General features: G+C 46.3%; 12 protein-coding genes. 10 read left to right on the top strand and 2 right to left on the bottom strand.

Going from position 1 to position 25245, the window contains the following annotated elements; all coding sequences use genetic code 11:
- Nucleotides 1-347 precede the first annotated feature (347 nt).
- The 7 genes from F0265_RS08150 (at nt 348) to F0265_RS08120 (ending at nt 14908) form a co-directional block, all read left to right on the top strand.
- Nucleotides 348-3473 (top strand): hydrogenase expression protein, encoded by a 3126-nt coding sequence (locus F0265_RS08150; protein WP_171748501.1) that lies wholly within the window; start codon nt 348-350, stop codon nt 3471-3473.
- Nucleotides 3474-3980: 507 nt separating this feature from the next.
- Nucleotides 3981-5984, top strand: coding sequence for a glycoside hydrolase family 3 N-terminal domain-containing protein (locus F0265_RS08145; protein ID WP_345775863.1), 2004 nt, complete (start codon nt 3981-3983; stop codon nt 5982-5984).
- Nucleotides 5985-6090: 106 nt separating this feature from the next.
- On the top strand, nt 6091-7287 hold the full coding sequence (locus F0265_RS08140; RefSeq protein WP_171748500.1) for a DUF1343 domain-containing protein: 1197 nt from the start codon (nt 6091-6093) through the stop codon (nt 7285-7287).
- A gap of 441 nt (nt 7288-7728) precedes the next feature.
- On the top strand, nt 7729-8823 hold the full coding sequence (wecB, locus tag F0265_RS08135) for a UDP-N-acetylglucosamine 2-epimerase (non-hydrolyzing) (RefSeq protein WP_171748499.1): 1095 nt from the start codon (nt 7729-7731) through the stop codon (nt 8821-8823).
- A gap of 7 nt (nt 8824-8830) precedes the next feature.
- The gene (locus F0265_RS08130) at nt 8831-11026 is read left to right on the top strand and encodes a glycosyl transferase family protein (RefSeq protein ID WP_171748498.1); all 2196 of its coding nucleotides are present in this window, start codon (nt 8831-8833) and stop codon (nt 11024-11026) included.
- Nucleotides 11016-14060 (top strand): hypothetical protein, encoded by a 3045-nt coding sequence (locus F0265_RS08125; protein WP_171748497.1) that lies wholly within the window; start codon nt 11016-11018, stop codon nt 14058-14060. Before F0265_RS08130 ends, F0265_RS08125 begins: the two co-directional genes overlap by 11 nt.
- The gene (locus F0265_RS08120) at nt 13982-14908 is read left to right on the top strand and encodes a DUF4434 domain-containing protein (RefSeq protein ID WP_171748496.1); all 927 of its coding nucleotides are present in this window, start codon (nt 13982-13984) and stop codon (nt 14906-14908) included. Before F0265_RS08125 ends, F0265_RS08120 begins: the two co-directional genes overlap by 79 nt.
- Nucleotides 14909-14988: 80 nt before the next feature.
- Here F0265_RS08120 and F0265_RS08115 read toward each other — a convergent pair whose 3' ends face one another.
- Entirely contained in the window at nt 14989-16944 is a 1956-nt protein-coding gene (locus F0265_RS08115) for a chitin-binding protein (protein ID WP_171748495.1), read from the bottom strand.
- A 658-nt stretch (nt 16945-17602) separates the two neighbouring features.
- Here F0265_RS08115 and F0265_RS08110 point away from each other — a divergent pair.
- Both F0265_RS08110 and F0265_RS08105 read left to right on the top strand, forming a co-directional pair.
- Entirely contained in the window at nt 17603-19768 is a 2166-nt protein-coding gene (locus tag F0265_RS08110) for a S9 family peptidase (protein WP_171748494.1), read from the top strand.
- A gap of 290 nt (nt 19769-20058) precedes the next feature.
- On the top strand, nt 20059-21873 hold the full coding sequence (locus F0265_RS08105; protein WP_171748493.1) for a ricin-type beta-trefoil lectin domain protein: 1815 nt from the start codon (nt 20059-20061) through the stop codon (nt 21871-21873).
- Between the two features lie 66 nt (nt 21874-21939).
- On the opposite strand, the gene F0265_RS08100 is transcribed toward F0265_RS08105, so the two are convergent.
- Nucleotides 21940-23943, bottom strand: coding sequence for a M4 family metallopeptidase (locus F0265_RS08100; protein WP_171748492.1), 2004 nt, complete (start codon nt 23941-23943; stop codon nt 21940-21942).
- 389 nt (nt 23944-24332) lie between these two features.
- Between F0265_RS08100 and F0265_RS08095 the strand changes: the two genes are divergently transcribed.
- Nucleotides 24333-25196 (top strand): hypothetical protein, encoded by an 864-nt coding sequence (locus tag F0265_RS08095; RefSeq protein ID WP_065740425.1) that lies wholly within the window; start codon nt 24333-24335, stop codon nt 25194-25196.
- Nucleotides 25197-25245: the final 49 nt, after the last annotated feature.

The raw sequence follows: 25245 nt of genomic DNA, 5'->3' as shown, positions 1-25245 counted from the left end.
ATATCATTTTTATCCGAAGATTTCTTCTGTATATGTTTCGATATTGTTTCATTTTTGTCTCTTTATTTTTGGTGGCTATCAGGTTATTGAAAATACATAACGGCTATTTATTGTATATTTTGACAATTTAAACGGAATGATTGAATTCTGGAATGATTATCAAACTTTAATTAAGCAATTTTGCCTTGTGAAAGTTCCCATTAAAAAATGGATTTGATTCCGATATGTCTAGATAGACAAAAATTCCATCTAAATATAGGTGATGGTTTATCGGAACAAACTATAAATTTGGCTTAACAAATAAAGGCACCACTTTTATTCGATATAGGTGTCATAGGATTCAAATCATGAAAAAAACAACGATCAGTTTGTTGGTAACCGCAGCGTTAATCGGCTCACCATTGCTGGCTGTTCAATCCGCCATGGCAGCACCACAAAACAGCATCGCTGCTACACAGAGTGCATCGGTGGAAACAGAAATTGCAATGCAAGGCGTAGAGGAGTGGTACTCAACGGCGCAGGTCACCGTCAGTAACGTGTCCGGTGAAACGTTGGATTTAGACAGTGCTGAAGTCTGGGTCACCACAAGTAAAGATGCGTCAGTGAACAGCGTATGGGGTGCTCCGGGATTTAACGTTAGTAGCCCAGAGCCCAATACTTTTGTGTTTACTCATGACGCAACGTCTGACCCACTGGCAGCAGGTGCATCATTCGATCTGATATTTGGTCTTAACTCAACAAACGGTGATTTCATCGATCAAAATGACCTTAGTGTTGAGCAAGTCATCATCAAAAATGATCCCGCGTTACAAGGGAAGATTGAACTGATTGCGCCAACGTCCCCTCATTCCAGCCTGTCTTCAGCTTCCATTTTGGTTGAAGGGGAAAGTTACGCGGAAACAGTTTCAGTCGCATGGGGCTCAACCTACACACTCGACCATTTAAAAGATGGTGAATATCAGGTCACCGCCTTGGATGTGTCGAGTGAAAAGGGGATTGCTACAGCGGCTTCACCAGCAACCACGGTGACAGTGGACAGTGACCAAGCAGCACCGACGGCTTCTGTTCAATACGATGCATTTGTTTATTATGCGGCCATCGATCTCACCATGCCTGCCATTGACGGAGTGGCTGGAAACCTGACCACAAACGTTGCAGTACATCCTGCAGGCAGCGACGATATTGAGCGCAGCGTCATCGTGCCATTTGGTGGAAATCTGGATATTGGTAAACTGCTTGATGGCCACAGCTACGATCTAAGTTACTCGCCAGTCACCGTGAATAACACTTTGCATCAGCCTCAGGACAACTTGAATATTTCAATCAACAAAGACAGTGCGACTAAAATCACCGCAGACGTTTCGTCCACTGCCATAGATACTGAAGGTTTCCGTATTGTGGAAGCAACGCTTTCAGGGCTGCCAACTGAAGCCATGCCGGTTTTAGTGAATTTAGTGGCGACAGATGGTTCTGGTCTTTACAGCTATGAGATTACAGAGAACACGTTCACGCTGCCTGATAGCGTGAAACCGGGAGAATATCAGGTAGAGATTGATCCAGTATCCGCTGGCGAGACGCGCTACGCCTACGATGGTGAAGAGTCAATCATGGTAACTGCTGGTAGTACTCCGTTCGCGTTAGCCCTACCATTTAGAGAAGCGATGAGCCTAGCAGTGAAAGGTTTCCCTGATTTCGTTGCCAACGGCACCGTGACCAATGACAGTGAGCAGGCTACTCAAAAAATCGGTGCTACGCGCGTCGATGCAATCTTCAAGTACGCCGGTCTGAGTGGCTCCGGTGACCCAGATGTCATCTTGCCGAAAGATGGCCTTCCTCTCCATACGACCTACGCGAATGCTCAAACTGCATCCGGAATTTCTGGCAAGCCTGTGTTGCCTGTCATGGTCGTTTACACCGCCAACGCCAGTGGTGGCGCAAGCTGGGGTGACCTGAAGGATACCAACCTCCTGTACAAACATTACGCGACCTTCATTACTCAGGCGACAGCCGCGCAGGAATACGCTCGTGGCGATGGCAGCTCGCCTATGTCGTTTGTACTTAACCCTGACTTCCTTGGTGAACTGCAGAAAAACCCATCTGATGTTGAAATGCTCAGTGTGTCGGGCAGTGTCGAAGTCAACAATCAGTTGGCGCGTGCTCTGGAATACATGGCAGAGACCTACGGCTATCAGCCACCTGTAGAAATCCCGCAGTTTGAGGACACGTTGAAGGGCTATATTGCATCATTAAACTTCATCATGAGCGAATTGGCTGAGGACGTCACTTACGGTTGGCAGATTAACCTTTGGGCAGTGGGTTCTGCGAATTGGATCCATACACCCGAGGATCAGTCTGAAGCTAAAGGACAAGAAGTAGCAGATTTCATCGCTTCATTAGATGTCTACAGCGGTACCTACACGCCTGACTACATCGTGTTTGATAAATATGAACGAGATGGTTTTGGGTCGGAAGCGATTGCTAACTACGCATACAATGCAACGAGCTGGACACGTTATCTTTCTTACGTGAAAACCATCAGTGATGGCGCAGATTCACCAGCAATGATTTGGCAGATCCCAGGCGGCCATATGCCGACCGAAGAGGAAGGTAATGATCTCATCAGCGTTGAACATGAAGCGTCAGGTGGCTCCTACTTCATGGGTGACGCTCGTATCAGTACAGATATCAGTACCATTCGAGCAGGCTTACTCGATAAACCTCTAAGCGCGGAGATTTACAATGGTGCGAGCAACGTTGGTGAGCTCCTTGCAAAAGACAATGGCTATGATTGGTCGAGAGTGGCGATGCATGATTTGCCGAAGAGTAATGTCTTCTCTATTTTCTGGGGAGGCGGCTCGACCACAGCTGTCGTGTCGATTGGTTCCAACGATACGGACAACGGCTGGTTAGACGGTAAGGTCGACGCCTACGCTCAAAGCCCGGCATGTCTGATGGGCAACGAATGTGATGGCTCTATCTGGGGTGGAGAAGGTGGAGAAACCCCACCTCCTGGTAATCAGCCACCAGTGATTGATCTATCACCGAATTACGAGGTTGATAGTGGGGAAACGGTCACCATTACAGCATCGGCAACCGATCCGGAAGGTGAACAAGTGAGCTACCAATGGACCGTACCTTCAGATCTAACAGTCGTGGGTGACACGAACAGTGCCACGCTCGAAGTGACCGCGCCTGTGACGGATTACAATCTGACCTATTCCATTTCACTAGAGGCTTCAGACGGTGAGGAGTCAGCGGTTAAGTCAACACAGCTGAAAGTGATTGGCGAAAACACCGGTGGTGGCGATGGCATTTGTGCGGATATTCCTGAATTTGAGCCGGGGCAGTATGAGCCAGACGCACAGGTGACGTACCAAGGCAGCCTATATGAAGCGGAACGCTGGACAGATGCAGAGTTAACGCCCGCGGATCCATATTCTGGTTGGGTGTGGATTGGAAGTTGTGCTGAGTAGTCATACTCCAATCGATAAAGAATAAAATGACCAATCCGATATTGAGTAATCAATATCGGATTTTTATATAAATTCACATCTACTAATTAATGAGGATATATTACTCGTTATTGGGATTTGGGCGTTTATATTTAGTGTGCTTATCCTATTTGTTTTTTATTTGAATATATTTAAATTGCTTATTTTTATTATTGTTCATTTTTTGTGACACAGAATTGAATGTTAGAAAAATATCAACATTATTTCATCATACCACCACCAATATTATTCCTATTTGGAATAGCCTCTTCTCGTCTTTTTAATCATGACTATTGATATCTTTTCTCATTAATTAATCAGTGTTTTATTCCATTTTTAAGCTCATTGGAATAGATAAGTCGTGATATTTATTCCAATAACAAATGGTTTTATTAAATAGCATTCTATCTTACAAAAGTTAGCGTGGCGCAGTTTATCAGCGAGTACGCAGTCAATCTGAGAAATAAAATTATATTGTGCGGGGGTAGAATGAAAAAGAGCTTAAGACTTTCTTTAATTACAATGGTATGCCTGATGGGAGTTGGATGTCTTGATGATTCGGACTCCCTTTCTTTGGAAGATAGGGCACGCGTAATTACGCAAGATATGACGCTGCGAGAAAAGATTTCACAAAAAATAATAATGTCATTTCGTTATTGGTGTGACGAAGGAGAACCTGAATGTGTTGATGGATTAACTGAAATAAATGAGAGTGTTCGACATATTATTGGCAATGATAAAGTCGGTGGTGTGATTTTATTCAGTAGTAATTTGGTCGATATTAATCAAACTGCCGAGCTGATCTGGAACATGCAAAACGCCGTTGAAGAGGATCAAGAGGTTGGATTATTTGTCACCATAGATCAAGAAGGTGGGAATGTTGTTCGTTTGCCAAGAGCGCAAGCCACAAACCTACCCGGTAATATGGCTCTTGGCGCTGCCTATTTAAATGATAATAATCCTGAACTGGCCTACGAGTCGGGTAGAATTTTAGCGAAAGAAATTAAATCGGTTGGATTTAATGTTAACTTCGCTCCTGTCGTTGATGTCCAATCAAATCCGCTTAACCCTGTCATTAATGTTCGATCCTACGGCGAAGACCCTCAGCTCGTGGGTTTACTCGGAGGGCAGTCAGCAAAAGGCATGGCCGATGAAAATGTCATCGGGACGTTTAAGCACTATCCGGGGCATGGTGATACTGAATCGGATTCACACTACGGCTTACCCATCGTTAACAAGTCTGTTGAAGAAGCGTACGCGATTGATTTAGCCCCTTACAAAGAAGCCATCGAACAAGGCTTGGCGCCTGACATGATCATGACGGCTCATATTCAATATCCGGCTTTGGATGATTCTGAAGTCGTGGGTAGCCGCAGCGACGAAACCATCATTGTACCCGCGACATTATCACACAAGATTCAAACTGAATTATTGCGTGAAGAACTCAACTATCAGGGCCTCACTATTACCGACGCGCTTGATATGCAAGGTATTGCGGCACACTTTGAAGAAGCGGATGCGGTGATTAAAACGTTCCAGGCTGGTGTGGACATCGCACTTATGCCAACCCTTTTTAGAACAACCAGCGGTGAAGGGCAGTTAGGTGAGCTGATTGATGAAGTGGTAGCGGCGGTAGAGGCTGGCGAGCTTTCCGAGCAAAGCATTGATGAGTCTGTTGAACGAATCATTGCTACTAAGCTGAAGCGGAATGTGCTCAACGTTGCGGGGAAAGTAGACCTTTCTGAGGTTCAGGGTAACGCTCAGAATTTGATAGGTAATGTGCAACATCAAGAGACAGAAAGGGAGATAACCGACAAGTCAATTACCCTGATAGAAAACCAAGACGACACCTTACCCCTCAACCCAGATGAAATTGAAAACGTACACATCATCATGCCCAATTATGGCGAAGGTGATAAAGCCAAAGCATTGAAAGTGGCGCTCAATGATCAGGGGGTAACGCAAGTGACAGGCGTTTTAATATCTGAAACCACGGAAGACGCCGAAAAGACAAACATTGATGGTGCTCAGACCATTATTGTCGGCACTGCTGCCACAGAACCATCTCCAGTCGAGGACAATGGTGACTCTTTCAGCACAGCCTTGAAGCGTTTATCAAGTGCATCAAATTCACTGGTATTCAATGTTCACGAGCGTCAAAAAGCAGAGGAAATCGATGATAACCAATTTGCTTACAGCATGATGAAATACGCTTTCGAAAATCAAAAAAGAGTTATCCACCTTACCTTGCGGGCTCCATACGATGTCGTGAACTTTGAGGATGTCTCGCACAGCGCTATTGCGACTTACAACTACTACGGTATCGATGAGCAAGGCAACGATCTTGGCTCACACGTGATGGAGTCTGTGGCTAAAACCATTCTGGGTACCCTCAATCCAAACGGCCGTTTACCAGTGCAAGTCTTCAATCAGAACGAAGACGGTAGTATGGGCGACCTCAAATACCCAATCGGTTACGGCGTGAGTTACTAACGCCACTGCTTTTTCAGCGAATAACACTACCACCCTTTTCAGGAAATGAAGAGGGTGCTTAACAACACCTAAATATCAAGCAACACACAAAAGATGAGGTAATAACATGAAGGTTTTACTGTCGATATTATTGATAGTCAGTACGATATTTACCCTAGGTTGTGATGAAGAAGAGTCAACCACTTCCTCAATTGCAGTGGGCGCCGATCAACTGGAAGAATATCTGCCTTATTTGGAGGGCAAGCGGGTTGGGTTGGTCGTTAACCCAACCTCGCGCCTCAATACGGGCGTTCACCTTATTGATGCCATGATTGAAGAACAGGTAAACGTGACGACTTTGTTCGCACCTGAACACGGCCTACGAGGTGAGCAGGATGCAGGTGAAGAAGTGGAAGATGGCATTGATCCTGAAACCGGGTTACCAGTCATTTCTTTATATGGCGACCATAAAAAGCCTACCGAGGAAGATCTGCAGAATGTTGATGTACTGGTCTTTGATATGCAGGATGTCGGCGTCCGCTTTTACACGTACATCAGTACTATGCAATTGGTTATGGAAGCGGCGGCAGAATACGGTCGTCAGGTGGTGATTCTCGATCGCCCGAACCCAAATGGGAGCTATATCGCTGGCCCAATCATGGAGCCAGAACATGTCTCTTTTGTGGGGATGGCACCTATTCCTGTCGTCCATGGCCTGACGATTGCTGAGTTAGCACTGATGATTAACGGTGAATTATGGCTGAGTAATGGTGTGTTCCTTGATGAAGGTGACCTCAAAGTTGTTAAGGTACCGGAATACAGTCACAGCGACAGCTATTCTTTACCTGTCGCGCCATCACCAAATCTGCAAACGGATGAGTCTGTTATTTATTACCCAAGCTTAGGATTGTTTGAATCGACCACCATCAGTGTAGGCCGAGGAACGAATACTCCCTTTGAGGTGATTGGTTACCCCGATGAAAACTTAAAAATTAACCACGAATTCCAAATTGCAGATGACAGCTCTGCTTGGCCGCAGCAAGGTCAATATGTGTATGGTGAAAGCTATCGAATTGCTCCACCTGCAAACACCAAATTCAGTATTGAGGCATTTTCTCGTTGGTACTGGGCGATGCGCGATCTAGGTTATCAAGATAGTGCAATTGTTGATCGACCGGAATGGCTTGCTCAGCTGATTGGGACAACGGAAGTACTCAATCAAATTCGCCAAGGAAAACCGTATCAGGAAATTGAAGCCAGTTGGCAGCCTGAACTAGATGCATTCAGCACATTGCGTGAAACTTATCGTTTATACCCTGATTAAAGCCATTAAGCGCCAAAATCATAACAAGATTCGGCGAGCGATTGCTGCTCGCCAATTTCAATCAATACTACCAACGTTCCCATTGCTTTGAGCGGAACACTAATTATGAATGCCTTTCTCATATATGAGACATTTAGATTGTAAATAATCTATTAATGCAGTTTATAGCGACTATTGTTGCGATATTGGCGTTATTTCATGACCACTTATGCGGTATGTTGTTTTGTATGAATTCTTCTTATCCCCTTATTTTTAGGTTTTTTAAGGGTTCATTTTAATGATTTATCTTTCATGAAAATCACCATGCTACGCTTCGCGCCCCTTATAGTATTTCATCAAATGCTTTATTCGTGAGAGAGCAAAATGCGGATGCTCGACGTTAGTTTGGTCAGGAAGCCCAGAGTCTAAATAAAGCATATTTGACATGTGGTTATCGCTAAAATGACTGACGTAGTATGTTCTGACGTATTGATAGTGACAGGTACTCGACCTGAAATTATCAAAATGGCTCCGGTGTATTTTTCTCTTAAAGCGCAAGGTTCTTCGGTAGTTTGGTGCCATACCGGCCAACATGACTCCTTGGCTGAGCAAACCTTTGATGTGTTCTCCATCCGTCCAGATTTTATCTTACAGCGCCCTCAAGGCGATGGTGTCAGTGATTTGGTTTCTGGGTTAATCGATTCGATCAGCGAGCTGCTACTCCAACACCCTTTTAAAGCCGTGTTAGTTCATGGTGATACTGCCACGACCTTCACTGGCGCATTGGCGGCGTTTTATCAACGTGTGCCCATCATTGCCCATGTAGAGGCAGGACTACGTAGTGGAAACATGCAACACCCTTTCCCCGAAGAATCGAATCGTCAGATGGTGGCTCGCATTGCAAATCTACACTTTGCGCCAACCGCGGGTGCTCATCAGGCTTTGGTGCAAGAAGGCATTTCTTCTCAACATATCCACCTCACGGGGAATACTGCGATTGATGCTCAGGTGCACCTACTAACGCAAGGTAAAGTAGAGACAAAGTGCTCTAATAAGGTGTTAGTGACCGCCCATCGCCGTGAAAACTGGGCAAATATCGCCACGATTTGTCAGGCTGTAAAGCAGTTGTCCGCACTCCGAACAGACTTGGAGTTTGTGTTTGCGGTTCATCCCAATCCGCAAGTTAAACAGCAGGTGTTGCAGGCCTTGGAGGGCGTAGAACGAGTCACTGTTAGCGAACCGTTGGACTACCTTGAGTTGCAACAATGCTTGGCAGAAGCCTGTTTAGTGTTAACCGATTCCGGTGGTATTCAGGAAGAAGCCCCAACCTTTGGCACTAGAGTGGTGGTACTGCGCGAAACGACAGAGCGTCCTGAAGCCGTTGCAAAAGGCTATTCAGTATTGAGTGGCGCCGATCAGGCAGACAGAATCGTGGCCAGCGCACTAGAGATGCTTTCGCTTGGTTCATTCAGTCAGCAGGACAACCCGTTTGGTGAAGGCAAGGCATCGGAGCAGATTGCTCGCGTGATCAGTGAGGCATGCTGTGAACTTTCTTGATTTTTTCATGTTCTACCTGCTGGGCCTAAAGGCTCTGCTGGCAGTACTTATGATAGTGATGGCGGTATGTGGCATTGATGATCTGTTTATCGATGTCTATTACTGGGTGCGCCGATTCTGGCGCGAGACAACAACATATAAAAAATACTCGCGTAAAGAAGCAAAAGAGCTCTACAAGAAGCCTGAACAACCTTTGGCGATCATGGTGCCCGCTTGGCAGGAGCACGGTGTGATCGGCAAAATGGCGGAGTTAGCTGCATCTCAGCTTGATTATGAAAACTATCAGATTTTCGTTGGGACTTACCCGAATGATCCTGAAACGCAGAGTGACGTAGACAAAGTCTGCGCGCAATACCCCAATGTGCATAAAGTGGTGTGCGCCAGACCGGGGCCGACAAGCAAAGCAGACTGCCTTAACAACGTCATTGCATCCATCATTGAGTTCGAAAAGAAGGCAAAGCTGGAGTTTGCCGGCTTCATCCTCCATGACTCTGAAGACGTTCTCTCTTCCATGGAATTAAGACTGTTTAACTATCTGTTGCCGGACAAAGATCTGATTCAGCTTCCCGTTTATCCCTATACACGCAAATGGTACCAGATGACACCAGGCCATTATGCGGACGAGTTTGCGGAGCTGCATGGCAAAGACGTTGTGGTCAGAGAAGCCATCGCAGGTCAGGTGCCGAGTGCTGGTGTCGGAACCTGTTTCAGTCGCAAAGCCGTGTTAAGACTTTTGGTGGAAGGGGATGGATTGCCGTTTGATGTTCAGTCACTGACGGAAGATTACGACATCGGTTTTCGCCTCAAGCAGTGGGGGATGAATGAGATTTTTGTTCGCTTCCCAGTGATCGACAAAGATTTGCAGACGTTGAAAGAAGACGCTTTTGGTGTTTCCTTACGTGAAGGAAGCGTAGTGTGCGTCAGGGAATATTTCCCAACCACTTTTTCCACCGCGGTACGACAGAAGAGTCGCTGGATCATCGGCATTGTCTTTCAGGGTTTTAAGAATCACAAATGGACCAACGATTGGCGCGTTAATTATTTTCTATGGCGAGATCGTCGCGGTGTGATCAGCAACGTGGCGGGCTTTTTAGCTATGTTTTTGCTGATCCAACTGGTGAGTTTGAGTCTCTACAGCCACTTTGTGGAAGGCGCATATCGGTTTATGTCGTTGATTGGTAATGACCCGTTCACATACGCAATCTTAACCTTTAATGCTTTGCTGCTAGCCAATCGTCTGTTCCAGCGTTTTTATTTTGTCAGCCGATACTACGGTTATGCCGAAGGAGTGCTGTCGATTGTCCGGCTCGCTTGGGGCAACGTCATCAACTTTGCGGCCAATCTACGCGCGATTCGTCAGGTGATTGAGCAAGGGGATCCGCGTCGTGTCGCATGGGACAAAACCACTCACGATTTTCCTTCGGTAACAGTAGCAAACCGCAAGAAGCCTCTCGGGCAAATATTGGTCGAGAACGGGCACTTGTCTAGCGAACAATTGGAAACCGTCATTCTGGAAAAGCCGAAGAACAAACTCTTGGGTATGTATTTGGTGGAAAGCGCTTTAGTCAGCAATGAGCAACTGAGTGAGGCGATTGCTGAACAATGCCAGATGCCATACGTCAAAGTCGAGCCATTCGATCTGGATCATTATTTAGTGGAGTCACTGCCGAAAAAGATGGCATTGAAATATTCCGTATTACCAATAGGTTGGGAAGACGGTGTTCTGATTTTAGGTAAAGAATCTGCGCTTAGCCCAGTGGGGCTATCGGCCATCAAACGTAAACTTGGCGTTCCTGTTCGTTGGGTGATCACCACCAATGGTGCGGTAACCCTTGGCTTACGGTATTGGTATCTCGATGATCGCAGTGTGAACCCAAACCCAGAGATTCAACGCGCGATAAATGACGGTAAGTTGAGCACTGCATCTGTCGAGCAAATCAAAGGCATCTACTTCGCGACGCAAAGCCAGTTAGGCAGCTGTTTGCTGTCTGCACATCTGATAGAACCTGCGGTTTTGCATCAGGCGATACTTGCGTTTGAAAATGTGAGCGACATGAGCCTTGGTGAGTTTCTGGTTGAAAAAGGGTATCTGCGAGAGTCGGATATCACACGTGCGCTTGAGCTACAGAATGGTCATAAGCGCAGTATTCCCGACCTGATAATACGTCAGCGTGTCGAGAAGGAGCCGCTGTATGAAGTCTAACGTTTTCGGCGCCTTGGTCGCGGTATTGCTGCTGTTCAGCTCAGTGGTTGAGGCCGACAGTCATCTCGACGATCAAATCTATTCCGGGCTTTCCGAGTCGTTGCATTTTCGCGTCTACCCCTATGTGGATAAAGCTTATCGCTTAGAAGCGGCAGGACAGTTTTCTGATGCCCTGAGCGAGTTGCGTCATGCGATGGTGCTGGCCCCTGACCATGTGCCATTTATGAAGTTCGCTTATCAGTTGGCGGTAAAAGCGGGTATCCATGACAGTGATTTGGAGGCCTACATTGATCAGCTACCAGAGAGTGAGCGCGGCGAACTACTACTCGAGCTGAGAGCCAGACGCTCCCTTAATGCGGAGCTGTTTACACCGTATCAGTTTTACACATTAAGCCAAGGGCTTACTGAGCCTCAGGTAAAGCGATGGTACCTGATTCACCTTTACGCGATAGAAAGCAAGCGTGGCAAGAAAGCAGCGCTTCACTGGAGTGATTCTCAACCGCGTCGTTATAAGTCGACGGAGGTTTATCGCTATGAGGCGTATCAGTGGTTTAAGCACAAGCAATATCAAAAATCGCTGCCTTTACTAGAGCGAATTCAGTCTAATAAAGAGAGTATGCTTGAGGACGACAAAACCTATCTTCTCTCGCTTTTATACCTAGGCCGCGAAAAGGATGCGCAAGCGTTTGTTAAGCAGAAAGATAATGACCAATTGACGGCCTTGTTACTGAAAAATCAGGCTGAATCTCAGATCAATACTCGTCGCATGGCACAGGCTAAAGTGTCTCTTGAAGCCTTAGAGAAAACTTCTCAGCTGACCGGTGATGAGGAAAAGCAATTGGAATACATTCGTTCGCTTAGCTCTGAACAAATGGATCTGATTCGTCGCAAAGGGGTGTTGTTTCCAGCCTGCTTGCAGCAAGTACTCGCTCTGGACAAATCGGGCGACCACCAAGCTGCGCTTCAACAAATGAGCCACTGTGACCCGATGGATAGCCCAGAAGCCTGGTTGAATGTCGCGCAGCAAGTCAGTGCTTATTCTTTGCTTGAAGGTACGCATTTTGAGCGCCGTGAGTATGAAGCGACAAGGGGTAAACTGCTGGTGGATCATTACATTGCGAAGAGTGATTGGCAGGCTGTGGTTGCGCTGTTGAAAGAAACACAGAATACGAGCGAAATGGCGGCACTTGCCACCGCTTATGGTCATCAAAGCGAGTACTTGCTGGCGGCTGAGCAGTGGCAACACTTGTATCAACAATCTGAGCGTCTCAAGCACCTTGATTTAGCCACATACAACGCGGCACTAGCGAAAGATGAGACGCTGGAAGGTAAGCTTTATCACGATGCGATAGAGAATCACCCTGAAGAATTTGCTCAGAATCTGCCTTTGGTTCAACGTGCACAAACGTTGGCCTATCGTAATGTCTCCGCATTGCACGTCTCAGATATTGAGTATTTAGCCGATGTTGGTTCCAAGCAAAGTGAGTCTCCAATCGCACCTTCGATTTGGTTTGAACAGCAACAGTGTTCGAAACTGGATACACACGTTCGATCTGACTTTGCTGCGCAGGCGCTTGCTTATTGCCAAAGTGCCAAGCAACCGATCAAAGCGGCTCATACTTATCTTGGCACACTCTCAGATCAGGTCTCAGCACAAGATGCACTAGTGGTTGCCCGATGGCTCCACCAAGGTCAGGATTTTCAAGGCGCCAAAACCTATTGGTTGATCGCCGGAAAATCCGTCATGACGCCTTTTGACCAGCTCGATTATGTCGAAACATTATTGAAAGTGGGGGATGTAAGCCAAGCCAATGCAGAGTGGTCAACGTTGGCTGATTCTGAATCTCTGGCATGGTGGGAGCTAGGTGTCGCCATTGCCAACAAGATGGATGATGGCGCAGTAGCCAAAGCGCGAACGGAGCAGGCGATTAAACAGGTTGGTTCAGCGGAGTTAGCACGCAATTTAGCGCTTACTTACAGTGAGTCTGACGATGTGCGTGGTTTAAAGACATTAACGCAAACCGTGATTGACCACGACCAGCAAGGTGGGATGAGCGCGGCGGTGGGTTACGCTTTGGCTAAATCCTATCCTGAGATTTCAGAGCCACTATTTGCCAATGCGGTGAAGTTCGAGCCGTACAGTCATGATACGTCTGTTTTGGCTGAATACGCCTCCGCCTCAATACGAAATGGCGATAAATCGCAGGGTAAAGACATCTACCAGCAAGCGATACAAGAGCCAGAAATTAGCGATGAGCAGAGGGAGTATTTCCAGACAGCTCATCGTGATCTGAATTTAGGATGGAAGTTTGCGGTCGCAGGCTGGATTGGTGAAAGCCGAGGTTCCGCTGTTCCGGGATACTCCGATCAGACAGGAGATTTCTTCCTTTATGAAGACGCAAAGTACTACTTCGATACAGAAAACGCTATCGAAACTGCCTTGAGTATTTCTGGTTTACATAGTGGTCAATATGACTCTGACAACGACAATTGGACATCAAGCGAGCTTGATATCGGGGTTCAGATAAAACCGCTGCAAGAGTGGAGTTATTTTCTAAAGCTCGGGGTAAAGCAGGGACTAAATTCAGACAACGATGACACTAAGCCTTACTTGAGATTAAGCGCCGATGTATTTTCTAATGATGATTGGTCTAAAGCGTGGAAAGCGGATAAAGACAACTGGCTGACTCAGCAACTCTACGTCGACGCGTTGTACTACTTGGATGGCAGTGACGAATACTCGTTATATTCCCGCTACGATGTGGGTAGAACTTTTAAAGTGGCTGCAGAAAATCGCCAACGCGTGACGCCTTATGTGTTTACTCAATGGGGACAAAGCGAAACGAATCACAGCAAATTTGAAGACACCCGCGCAGGCGCTGGTGTCAGTTTCGCGTGGGAATGGAAAGAGAGCAATTATGACGGCTATGCCGTCTATTCAGAGGTAGGGTTAGAGTGGCAACACATTATCGACAACACTGGCTATCAGGACAGCGGAGATACGCTTATCTTGCGTTTCTCTTCGTACTTCTGACGTTATTCAGCTTAAGTGCCTGTCAACATAATGCGCCAGAAGAGAAAGGGATTTTTTATCAGCCGCTGAGTCGGGATAAACCTGTCTCCCCTGAGCAGTGGGGCACACTGCTCTCTGAAGTGGAGCGTGTTGGCATCCGTTCGCTGGTGGTGCAGTGGAATCAATACGGTGAGGAAGCCTTTGGTGGTCAGCAAGGTTGGCTGGCGGCGCGTCTTGAATCGACGATAGAGCAAGGTTCCAAGATCTGGTTAGGGTTGTATGCTGACCCTGACTATTTTCAGAGTATTCACGGCACTGCGCAGCAGCAAAATCGTTACCTTCAAAGCTACTTTGAGGAACTAGGCGCTAATTATCAACGATGGTACTCGTGGGTTGAGCGTCATCGACATGGTGTCGAGGGGCTGTACATCCCGATGGAGCTGAGTGATTACGACTTTGATACCAAAGAAAAACGAAAACAGCTTGAGTACTTGTTGCAGCAGCATGTAAAACAATATGACATTCCTTTAATGATCAGTGTGTACTTGTCTGGTGCCACGTCACCAAAGGAAACCCAATATTGGTTGCAAGATTTAACTGGGCTAGGTCTTAAAGTGTTGCTTCAGGACGGTCGGGGAACCCAACTGTTAGATGATGAAACTTGGGATGAATATGCTCAGCAGCTAGGCTGCGACATCGGAATCATCAATGAAATTTTTGTTCAGCAAGAAGGAAATGGGTTTTCTGCACGGAAACTCAATCTCGACCAGTTTCAAGCAGTAATGAAGCAGACACCTTGTCGCGCATCTGTACTGTTCTCTCTGCGCTACCTTCCATTTGAATCTAATCCTTTGAAGCTGGCAGATTAAAGTCTATTCACTAGACAACTTAAGCAAAGGCTGGAGTGTTACCCCTCCAGCCTTTTGTTACTATGATTAGGCCATTTGACTTAAGGAACCAGTTTCCACGCCATTTCCCAATACAAACCGACGCCCGGTTCATATTGATTGGCCGATTCTGACCACTGCTGACAATAGCCGCTGGCTTGACCATCCAGACATTGGTAAATATTGCCATCTTTCTCCTGAAGCACCTGAGTGCCAGCCTGATAGCTTTCTAAGCTTTCAGGGAAGACGTAATCGTATCTAGGTAAAGGGTTGGCATTAGTTACCGACAGTAACCAATGTTTATAGCTTTCAATGGCTTCATCTTTCACAAACACCAAGTGATCCCCATTGATTTGTAATGCCCCTTCACCGGCACGATAGTCAGGCGCGGTCTCAAGATGCTCGCGTGTTTCAAGGACAGGTTCAATTAACGGAAGATCGCCCAACTCCACCAGCGCTTCACCTGTGTATGGTGGTACAAAGCTGTCTTTTAGGCCATATACCATGCCAATTGGAGTGACCTTATCCTCCAAGTAACTAACGCCTTCGCCGATTTCAAATTCCGTCTGCATCATAGACCAGAAAAGTGAGGCTTCTGATCCCGTGGCGGATTCAGGTACGACTCCCTGCCAAGATACTGAGTTAGAGGTGTAAGTGACTGAATTGGTGAGGATACGGCTAAAGTTTGTACCGGGTACTTGCAGGAAGCCACCATTCAAGCCTTGACCGGAGGTAGTCGATAAGAATCCATGCCCTAGAATCGTGCCCAGAGACGTTCCAAGGAAAGTTATCTTGGTCTTGTCTAAGTCAGGCACACCATCAGGCGAAGGTAAGAAGTCTAGCTCTTGTAAAGATGTGTTGATTGCATTGAGGAGAGTGTGCATATCAAGGTTACTTTGCACAGCACCACCCGGCAGGCTGGCCGCATTTTCTGGGGTCATGATTGAGCCAACGTGTCCAGAATCATCCTCCGCTCTGGAGCCATGCCACACCCAGTCAATGGCGATCACAGCGTGACCATCTTCAAGCGCTGGCGCGGCAACGGAACTGGCATCTGACTGGTCGCCATTAAGCCCATGAGCGTAAATAACAACAGGGGTTGAGTGCGATAGTGCGTCTTTAGGAAATAAGATAGTAAAGTCTAACCACACATCACGTGCTTTATCGGTGATTCTGCCGGTCTGTTTGTCTCTGAAGTCTTGAGACTGCAAACGTCCCTTGAGCGAATAAACCACTTCATTGCTGTCATGCACATAGCCTGAGTTATCCCAGTCAAATTCAACCTTTGGTGCTGTCTGAAGCACTTGCTCCTTTAATGGTGCGAACTGCTTGGTTGCGTCATCCTTGGTGACAGTCGTGAAAACGGTCAGAGAAAGGATCTCTTCTCTTTCGATGCCTTTCGCTTCGAGATACTCAATGTAAGGTTCGTAGAAATTGGATAGCTCTGATCCATCTTGGCTCAGTGCTTGTTTCACCCCTTTGGAAGGATGGAAGTGCTCACCGCTTTCACTTTTCAGCTTGTTAGTGACCACCGCAATGTGTGTATTGCCATAGTTAAACCTTGCTCTTGGGTAGACTGAAAGTACGTGGCTATCGTCGTCTTTGACATCCGCTGGCTTGCTGGATAGAGGAGCAACAGGCACTTTTTGGTCGGTGCTGTAATCGAAAACCTGAACGGTGTTACCACCATCTTCAGGCAGGCTTGATGCATCAAATGGTTGGTGAAATTCAAAAAGTACGGGAGCCGCTACTGAGAAACCGGTTTTACCATTGACAATATCTTCAGGGGTAAAGCTCTTAGGGAGTTCTTGGACAAAGCTGTCGGAAAACACCGCATTCTTGATGTTAATACGAAGCCCAGTTTCTGACTGGCTATCCTCTTTTGTAAACGCCTGATTGCTTGGCCATGGTAAACCGCATGAATCGCTCGCTAATGGATTACAGTGATTGATATCCACGGCACCCCATGCACTGCCTGTCAAAAATGTCATGCCCAATACAAACTTGTTTAATTTCATAGTTTTTCTTCTCGCCTCGTTGTTGTGAATTCTTCTTGTCAGCAGGTCTTGTGCTATAGATAAAATCATCCATATGCACTTGGTTGCTTTTCGAACTCTATGGCGAGAAGAAAATGAATGCTTGCCAATGATCATTAATAGTTATTAATTTTCATTTATTCATTCTTGGTAATGATCATTAATGTTCATATAAAATGTAGAGTTAATACACTAACTTTTTGATGTGAATAGATAAAATATCTTTATAAAAGCTTAAATCTTGCAGCGACTGTAGAGTTAGTCAGCAAGTAATAAGCTCGCTTTGAGGTGGATGACTTTCGTCTATGAGATATTTTTTTACCGACCAACTTATGGTTTCTGCTAGGAAATGGCACAGTAACCTAGCCGATAGGCGTCCAAAATGATGTGTATTTGCGGAATTAAGCCCTACGCATGCCCAATTTTATCTTGTCAGTGATTGCTCACTTTCGACATAATGACTCTTCGTACTATTTGAACCTTGAATGTATGTTTGATAGCGTAACTGTTTGTTAAATATAAGATATTGTGACTCGTTGCTGAGTTTTATAACAGTAGTGTTTCACTATCTAGGCTGTTTTACAGATGCGTTCACTGAGTGGGCTACTTCAGCTTGATGGACGCTTTTATGGATCGATAGATGCGTTTTCCCTTAACTACATTAGCTGTATCTGTGGCGCTTATCGCCGGGTGCAGTTCTCAAGGAGTTCAGACTGTGGCTCAACCTTCTCAATTAGAACTCGCGGTTCAGCAAGTTCCGGCTCCTGTGGCCAAGAAAGAACCCTATGCGCTTAATAATCACGGTGAGCGCCGTATAGATAACTACTACTGGATGCGTGACGATAAGCGAAAAGATCCTGAGATCTTGGCGCATCTCGAAAAAGAAAATCAATACACGGATTCGGTGTTAAAGCACACTGAACAGCTACAGGAAAAACTATTCCAAGAGATCAAAGGGCGTATTGCAAAAGATGACAGTTCAGTTCCTGTAAGAGAAGGGAGCTATTTCTATTCGAACGAAGTCTCTGGCGACAATGAGTATCCTATCTATCAGCGCGCCAAAGATTTCTCAGGGACAGATAAGACCGTTATCTTAGACGTCAATGAGCTGGCGAAAGAACACGAATTTTTCAGTACGGGTGGCTTGTACGTTAGCCCAAATGAGAATTTACTGGCGTACGGTGAAGATACCCTAAGCCGCCGAATTTACACGATTAGAGTCAAAGACCTTGCCACAGGCGAATACCTTAAAGATGAAGTCGAAGGGGCATCGAGCGGTGTGGCTTGGCAAAATGACAATCAAGCTTTCTACTACATCAAGAAAGATCCTCAAACCTTGCTGGGCTATCAGGTCTATCGTCATGTGCTTGGCACGCCACAAAGCAGTGATGAGCTGATTTACCAAGAAGATGACAGCGCGTATTACATGTCATTAGGCAAGAGTAAAGACGGCGAACAAGTTTACATCTTCCACTCAAGTACTGAGACAAGTGGGGTGTCTGTCATTGATGCCAATGATCCTAAAGCCAAGGCTGAACCTTTCTACCCGAGAGAGGAAGGCATTGAGTACAGCATCGCTAAGCTTAACGACTGGTATTATATCTACACCAACTATCAGGCTGTGAACTTTCGTTTAATGAAAGTGCATAAGGATCAGATGCATGACCGTTCGAAATGGCAGGACGTGATTGCCGCGGATGATAAAACTCAACTGGTCGATTTTACGCTGTTTGAAGACCATTTAGTTTATGAGCAGCGTAAAGACGGCTTAACCACAGTTAAGGTGCGTCAGCTTTCAACGGGCAATGAGTTTCCATTAGCCTTTAACGACACCGCGTTTGCGGCTTACATGACTGGCAACCGAGAGCTCGATAACTCAAAGGTTCGTATTTACTACAGTAGCCTGACGACGCCGGGGACGTATTACGATTTCGACCTCGAGTCAGGTGAATCGGAAATCATGAAGCAAACGCCAGTGCTTGGTGATTTTGATGCCGACAACTACCAATCTGAACGTATTATGATCACCGCTCGAGATGGGCAAAAAGTGCCGGTTTCGTTGGTTTATCGTAAGGATAAGTTCAAAAAAGACGGCACGAATCCTATCTACCAATACGGTTATGGTTCATATGGTCATACGATCGATCCTACTTTTGGTTCAGCGCGTTTGAGCTTGCTGGATCGCGGATTCGTCTATGCGATAGCGCATATCCGTGGCTCTGAAATGTTGGGAAGACCTTGGTATGAAGACGGTAAAAAACTGACCAAACAAAATACATTCAATGACTTTATCGATGTGACTAAAGGCTTAACGGAAGCTGGTTATGGTGCAAAAGACAAAGTGTTTGCGGTCGGTGGATCGGCGGGTGGTTTGTTAATGGGAGCAGTTATAAATCAAGCGCCTGAGCTGTATCGAGGCATTGGTGCTCATGTCCCGTTTGTGGACGTAGTTACAACCATGTTGGATGAATCTATTCCCCTGACAACCAATGAATACGACGAATGGGGTAATCCGAATGACAAGCCATACTACGATTACATGCTGAGCTACTCGCCGTACGACAACGTCAAAGCGCAGAGCTACCCGAACATGTTAGTGACAACAGGCCTGCATGATTCTCAAGTTCAGTATTTTGAGCCAATGAAATGGGTGGCGAAATTGCGAGAACTGAAAACGGACGATCATGTGCTGCTGTTTAAAACAGACATGGAGGCGGGGCATGGTGGCGCATCTGGTCGCTTTAAGCGTTTACGAGAAGACGCACTTGAATACGCCTTTTTCTTAGATTTGCTCAACGAAGAGTAAAATTTAACCAAATCGTCGATATGCCCGCCTTATGCGGGCATTTTTATCGGCGCAACAAAGTTAACAGAAATAGGGTATTGCAAATAACCTTCTCATATATAAATAAAAATCGCTCTAGATAAACACTGAAGTACCTAGACTGCTTTTTGTTGGAACCATTCACGGTTCTGATGTTTGGTTGATTTTCCCGATTGATTTGCGGAACAAAGATCACCACTCTACGTGCCGCCCAGAGTCGAGGTATCACTCTGGCTTATAGAACATAAAAACTAACAACGTAGAGCTTTATAATGAAAAAAATCATCACCTTGTTGTCTATCTCGGTGCCTTTGACCGCTGTTGCGGACAATGCACGCATAGATGCATTTATGACGGCGTTTCACGCCAATCCGCAAAAAGTCATGGATGCGTTACCAGAGAAAGAAGGAGACGAATATCAAACCATGAGTGCTGAAGAGCTTGATCGCTTCAGAGATCAAATGCGTGAAACGGTTATGGAAAGAGCAGAGCCAGTCATTGCTCCTCGATTCTCAGCAAACCTGAACAACGATAACCCAGCGCGTCTGGTTGATATGGGTAACGCACTGATTCGTAATTTGGTTGAACTGGATAGTGCGGCGCCAGATTCAAAATATCTGGATGTTCAGCCTTGGTCTGATACTTACTGGCCCTTGTACTCCGGCGCAGCCGCGTGGCGTTACTCTGACCGTGAACTTTACGCGTCAGACTGGCAGGAATACTACGATTTTTCGCATACCATCAAACCGTTGGATAACTACTCAAGCGAGCAGCGCCACTTACTTTCTCCGGCAGAGAAGTATGACTTATTGGTCGGGGATAAAAACTTCACGCTGACCAAGCGTTCGTGGGACTCAGGTAAAGGTTACTATGAGTCGCAGGGCAAAGTAGAGCGTTGGATGGGACTATGCCATGGCTGGGCTGCTGCGGCTTACATGCTTCCTCGTCCTGAAAAGTCGATTACAGTGCCTGATGCAAACGGAGAAATGCTTAAGTTCTATCCGTCAGACGTCAAAGCTCTAGGCACACTGCTTTGGGCAGAAGCGCCGTTTAATACACGTTTTATTGGTGGTCGCTGCAATATTCAGAACCCTGAAAAAGACGAAAATGGTCGTGTTATCGAACCTGACTGTGTGGACAACAACCCAGCAAGTTGGCATTTATCTGTACTCAACCAGATCGGTATTACGGGTCGTAGCATGATTATGGATGCGACATACGATTACCAAGTCTGGAACCAGCCGATCCTTGGCTATCAGGTTAAGTACTTTAACCCAGAGACTAATCGTTCATCAGGCAATCCAGCCGATGTGACTATCGCGATGGCGGACTACAAAAAAGACAAGTTCACCCAGTATCGCGCGTCACGTGCTGTCTCAGTCGTTGGTGTACAGATGGTTGTAGATTACATGGTAGAGACGAATCCAACTCATCGAAATTACGACAAGCCAAAGCTTGATGGCGTATCGCGAGTGACGTATTACTACGATTTGGAATTGGATGCTCAGGGCAATGTTATCGGAGGCGAGTGGTATCAGAATCGTCACCCTGATTTCCTTTGGACACCAACCCCTGAAGCGGTAGCGAAGTCCTACTACGATGGCAGTGGCGAATGGGATGTGACTCAGTCTGTTCCACAGAGCTGGCAAGATAGAGCGCCTAAAGCGTCTCGTTATACTCAACCTATGACTTCTGTTGTTTCAGCTTTGTTTAGTGCGGCGTCAGGCGATGAAAAACCAGCAGAGCAATGGAAGCAAATTGCTACTCAAGGTAGCCAGTGTCTGGACGTTGAAGGAAGTTCTGCCACTCCGGGAGCTCGAGTATACGGCTGGAGTTGTCACAGCGGTGACAACCAACTTTGGCAACTAACGACTGAAGGTAAGATGATCAGCAAGGTCGCACCAGGTCTGTGTCTGGATCAGCAAGGGTCAAGCATCACTATGGAAACTTGTAGCCAGCGTCCGAATCAGACATGGCGAATGGAAAACGGCCAGCTTAAAAATAGCCTAGATAACGCGTTGAAATGGAACTCCAACAGTTGGTTGGTCCAAGCTGACGTCAATGGCAGTCAGTGGTCTTGGAAATAAATCACTACAATAATAACAATGCTCTCCTTACTAAAGAGCCCGCGTGCGGGCTCTTTTTTGAACCGATTATTGCAGGCAGCTGCCTTCAAATGACCAGTACCAGTAGTAACTGTAAGGATCGGCTCCCCAGTTAGTTTGGGTGGCGATAAAGCGGTTCCCGTAGGACTGCACCTCGGTGCCTTGTGGGTAATAGTAATAAGGTGACCATTCTTCTAAGTTGGCGCACAAGTCCTGTGGTTCTGGTGTCGGTTCTTCGAGATAGGCACTAACGCCAACATAAGCATCTGAGGAGCTACGCGCACCTGTGACCATCACATAAACATCGGCATCACCTACACCGCTGAAACCACAGTATTCGTTGTTATCGCGGTTGGTGGAAGTACAATCATGATCCGACAGTGAAGCAGGACGATTGATCGCGACATACATATCAACATTGCCATAACCGTTATAGGTTTGTACCCAGATATCCTCAGCTGGTGCATTCTTCAACACAAAGTGTTGTTCGTCATTACCCGCTGATTCAATCGCACTTGGTGTATTGATTTGTAAGCTTACGATATCGGGGTTAGGTGTCGGCTCGGGATCTGGTTGTCCAGAATCGCACTGTGTCACCTGAATACCCACCTGAGCGAATGCGTTGTTCACCGCGGAAGTGTCGTATCCCAGTTCGTGAGCCGCTTTACAAACACCTTCAGCGCCCTGTTGAAAATCTGAGTTTGGTCGCCAGTAAAGTTGGTTAGCGGTAGCATAGGCGATGAACGCTTTTTTGATGTCCCAGTTTGAGCTGGTCGCGAGATGGTAAAACGCCTTGTTGAACACACCGGAGCTGTGGTGGACGTCGATACCATTGTAATACTGGTTGATATGGTCAATGGAAACGCCGTCTTTACTTGGCTGAATGAAGTAACGCATGGCATCAGAGTACTTCATGACATGTTCGCCCATTTTCCAGTTGAAGCTGCCGTGAACGTACTGGCTGAGTGCCGCCGCAGCTACATCAGAGAAGGACTCATTCATCCCACCTGACATACCACGGTATTCCAGACCAGAGTTCTGCTCTGTAAAGCCGTGGCTGACTTCATGCGCAATCACATCCCACGTTGCCAGTGGATACATTGACTGGTTACCATCACCAAAGGTCATCTGGCGACCATCCCAGAATGCATTGCCATAGTTCGAGCCATAGTGAACGCGCATGGTCAGTTTTTGCTGAATAGGTCGGGTGTTTAACCAATCCATGTACATATCGAAAACGCGTTGACCAAAATAGTGTGCGTCATTCATTGGAGCGTAGGCCCCATTCACACTACGGTAGTTATTGACGTTACAGTCAAACTGATGAACTTGCCCACCGTATTGCTGGTTGTTCATATTGAGTGTGACGACATTTGGGCTGTCCATTTGGCAATACTGGTTAACTTCAAAGCCGCCGTATTGCGTTTTAGGTCCAAAGTAGTAGCGACCACTTTTGCGGTTACCACCAGGTCCTTCCGCTTCAATGAAAGCAATCCCTTCCCATCGGTCAAGCACGTCACCGGACTTAGCATCGACAAGAGTAATCGGCCTTGAAAGCCCCATACCATTCATCTGAATAAAGTCGACTTTGTAGACCAAACGAGCGATCTGTTGCTCATCTTGCCAGATCATTAGTTCAGCATTTGGATCGCGAATCGCTTGAGAAGCGAAGCCTTGGCTATTGCCTTTTGCCAGCTCTATCGCTTGCTTTGCGTTGAGCATAGGTAAGGTAGAGCCAATATCGGCATCAATGCCTGTTAGGACTTTTCCGTCAACAGGTGTCACTGTACCTTGGGCGGAAACTTGAGCGACTAAAGACTGGCCGTAAACCGGGACACCATAGTGTAACTGTTGCTTTCGAAGCAGTGTCTGCAGACCAGCTTTTACACGGCTAGCATCCTGATAAGCCAGCGGCTGATTGGGTGCTGAAAATGCCCGTGTTGTCGGCGGATTAAGTACTTGGGAAAGGTCAACTTGAGAGTAGTCAACAACGTTGGCAGCTTGAGAAGCGAAAGCCATTGGAAACAGCATAAGTAAATTAACGTTACGCATACTTCACCTTTGTAGTTATTTTTCAATTGATTGGGGCAAAAATTGCGTGTGTAGAGTAGTGATATGCTGCTGAAATCATAAGTGCAATTAGTTTTATATGATGCTTGGGTGCAAAACATTTAAGCGCTTCTCTAACAAATGAGATGCTGAGTCGAAAAAAGAGAATTCCTATTTTATGTTTGGCGCTTTTTGGTCGCTTCCGTCCTAGGTGTTAAATGTCAAAAAAGACAAAAAGTTAAAAATGAAAGATTAATTTATGTCTTAAATTCAATGGCTTAAATGTAAATTAAACATCCATTTTGTTTTGTGTTGATTCGTTATTTGTAGTTGTTGCAGCTTACTTAGACACTAACCTCACTTTATACGGTTAAGAATGAATTGAGGGTGTGATGAAGAAGAGTGTTCTACTGACATTGGTCAGTGCAGTGGTAATGATACAAGGGTGTACACGTAACGTGATTAACCAGACCGAGCTTGCTCAGGTGAAGAAAGTCGCGGTAGTGATGTATTCCGTTCCGGAGACCATTGTACGTGATGTCAGAGATCCAGAGGATATTTCCGAGGACAAACAAGTCATGGCATTTGATGCGTTGTCCATGGCGAGCCAATTGTTGGATGGCTCGGCAAAGAAAGTCGTGAATATGATGGACTCAACTTCTCACGTTCAAAAACAGATCGACGGGCAAGAAGCCGCGGACATCTCTTTGGTTGCAATGCTCAGTGAGTTAAGTGATGAAACGGGCTGGCAATACCTTACGCCACAGCAAGTGGCAGATAACACAGAATATCAGCAGTTGAGCCTGAAGTTAGTTAGCTCTCAGCATATGACAATGGAGCGTTCAATTCGCCGACATGCGGCAGTGCCAGCGGGTTACGTTAATCTTGGCCTACCTCATGGTCACGCTGAAGTGATGAGTTACCAAGATCGAGAAGAGTTTAAGCTGTGGGCGAGTAAAGTCTCTCGTGCTTTGAATGTTGATGCCGTTATTTTAGTGAGCGATACCGGATACGCGACGGACTCAAAAAGCCTTCTGATGGGTGGTGGCTGTTACACCAAATCCGCCATGCACTATGCGATGTATAACGTTAATGGCGAGCAAATTGTTGATACGAGAGTGAGCTTTTCTGAGGCGCCGATGATTGAACAATCTGGCTGTGTCGATGGCAGCTTCTTTAAGTCAGATTACAAAGGCGCTCTGGTAGAACATGGCCAAGAGCAAGGCCGGAAAATCGCGGAAAAACTGCGTTCATAAATCGTAAGAATAAATTTAGATTAATTTACTGTCCTGTAGACCGGCCTAA

This window comes from Vibrio sp. RE88 (genome assembly GCF_013113835.1).
Lineage (GTDB): Bacteria > Pseudomonadota > Gammaproteobacteria > Enterobacterales > Vibrionaceae > Vibrio.
This window is presented reverse-complemented; position numbering and strand designations above follow the sequence as displayed.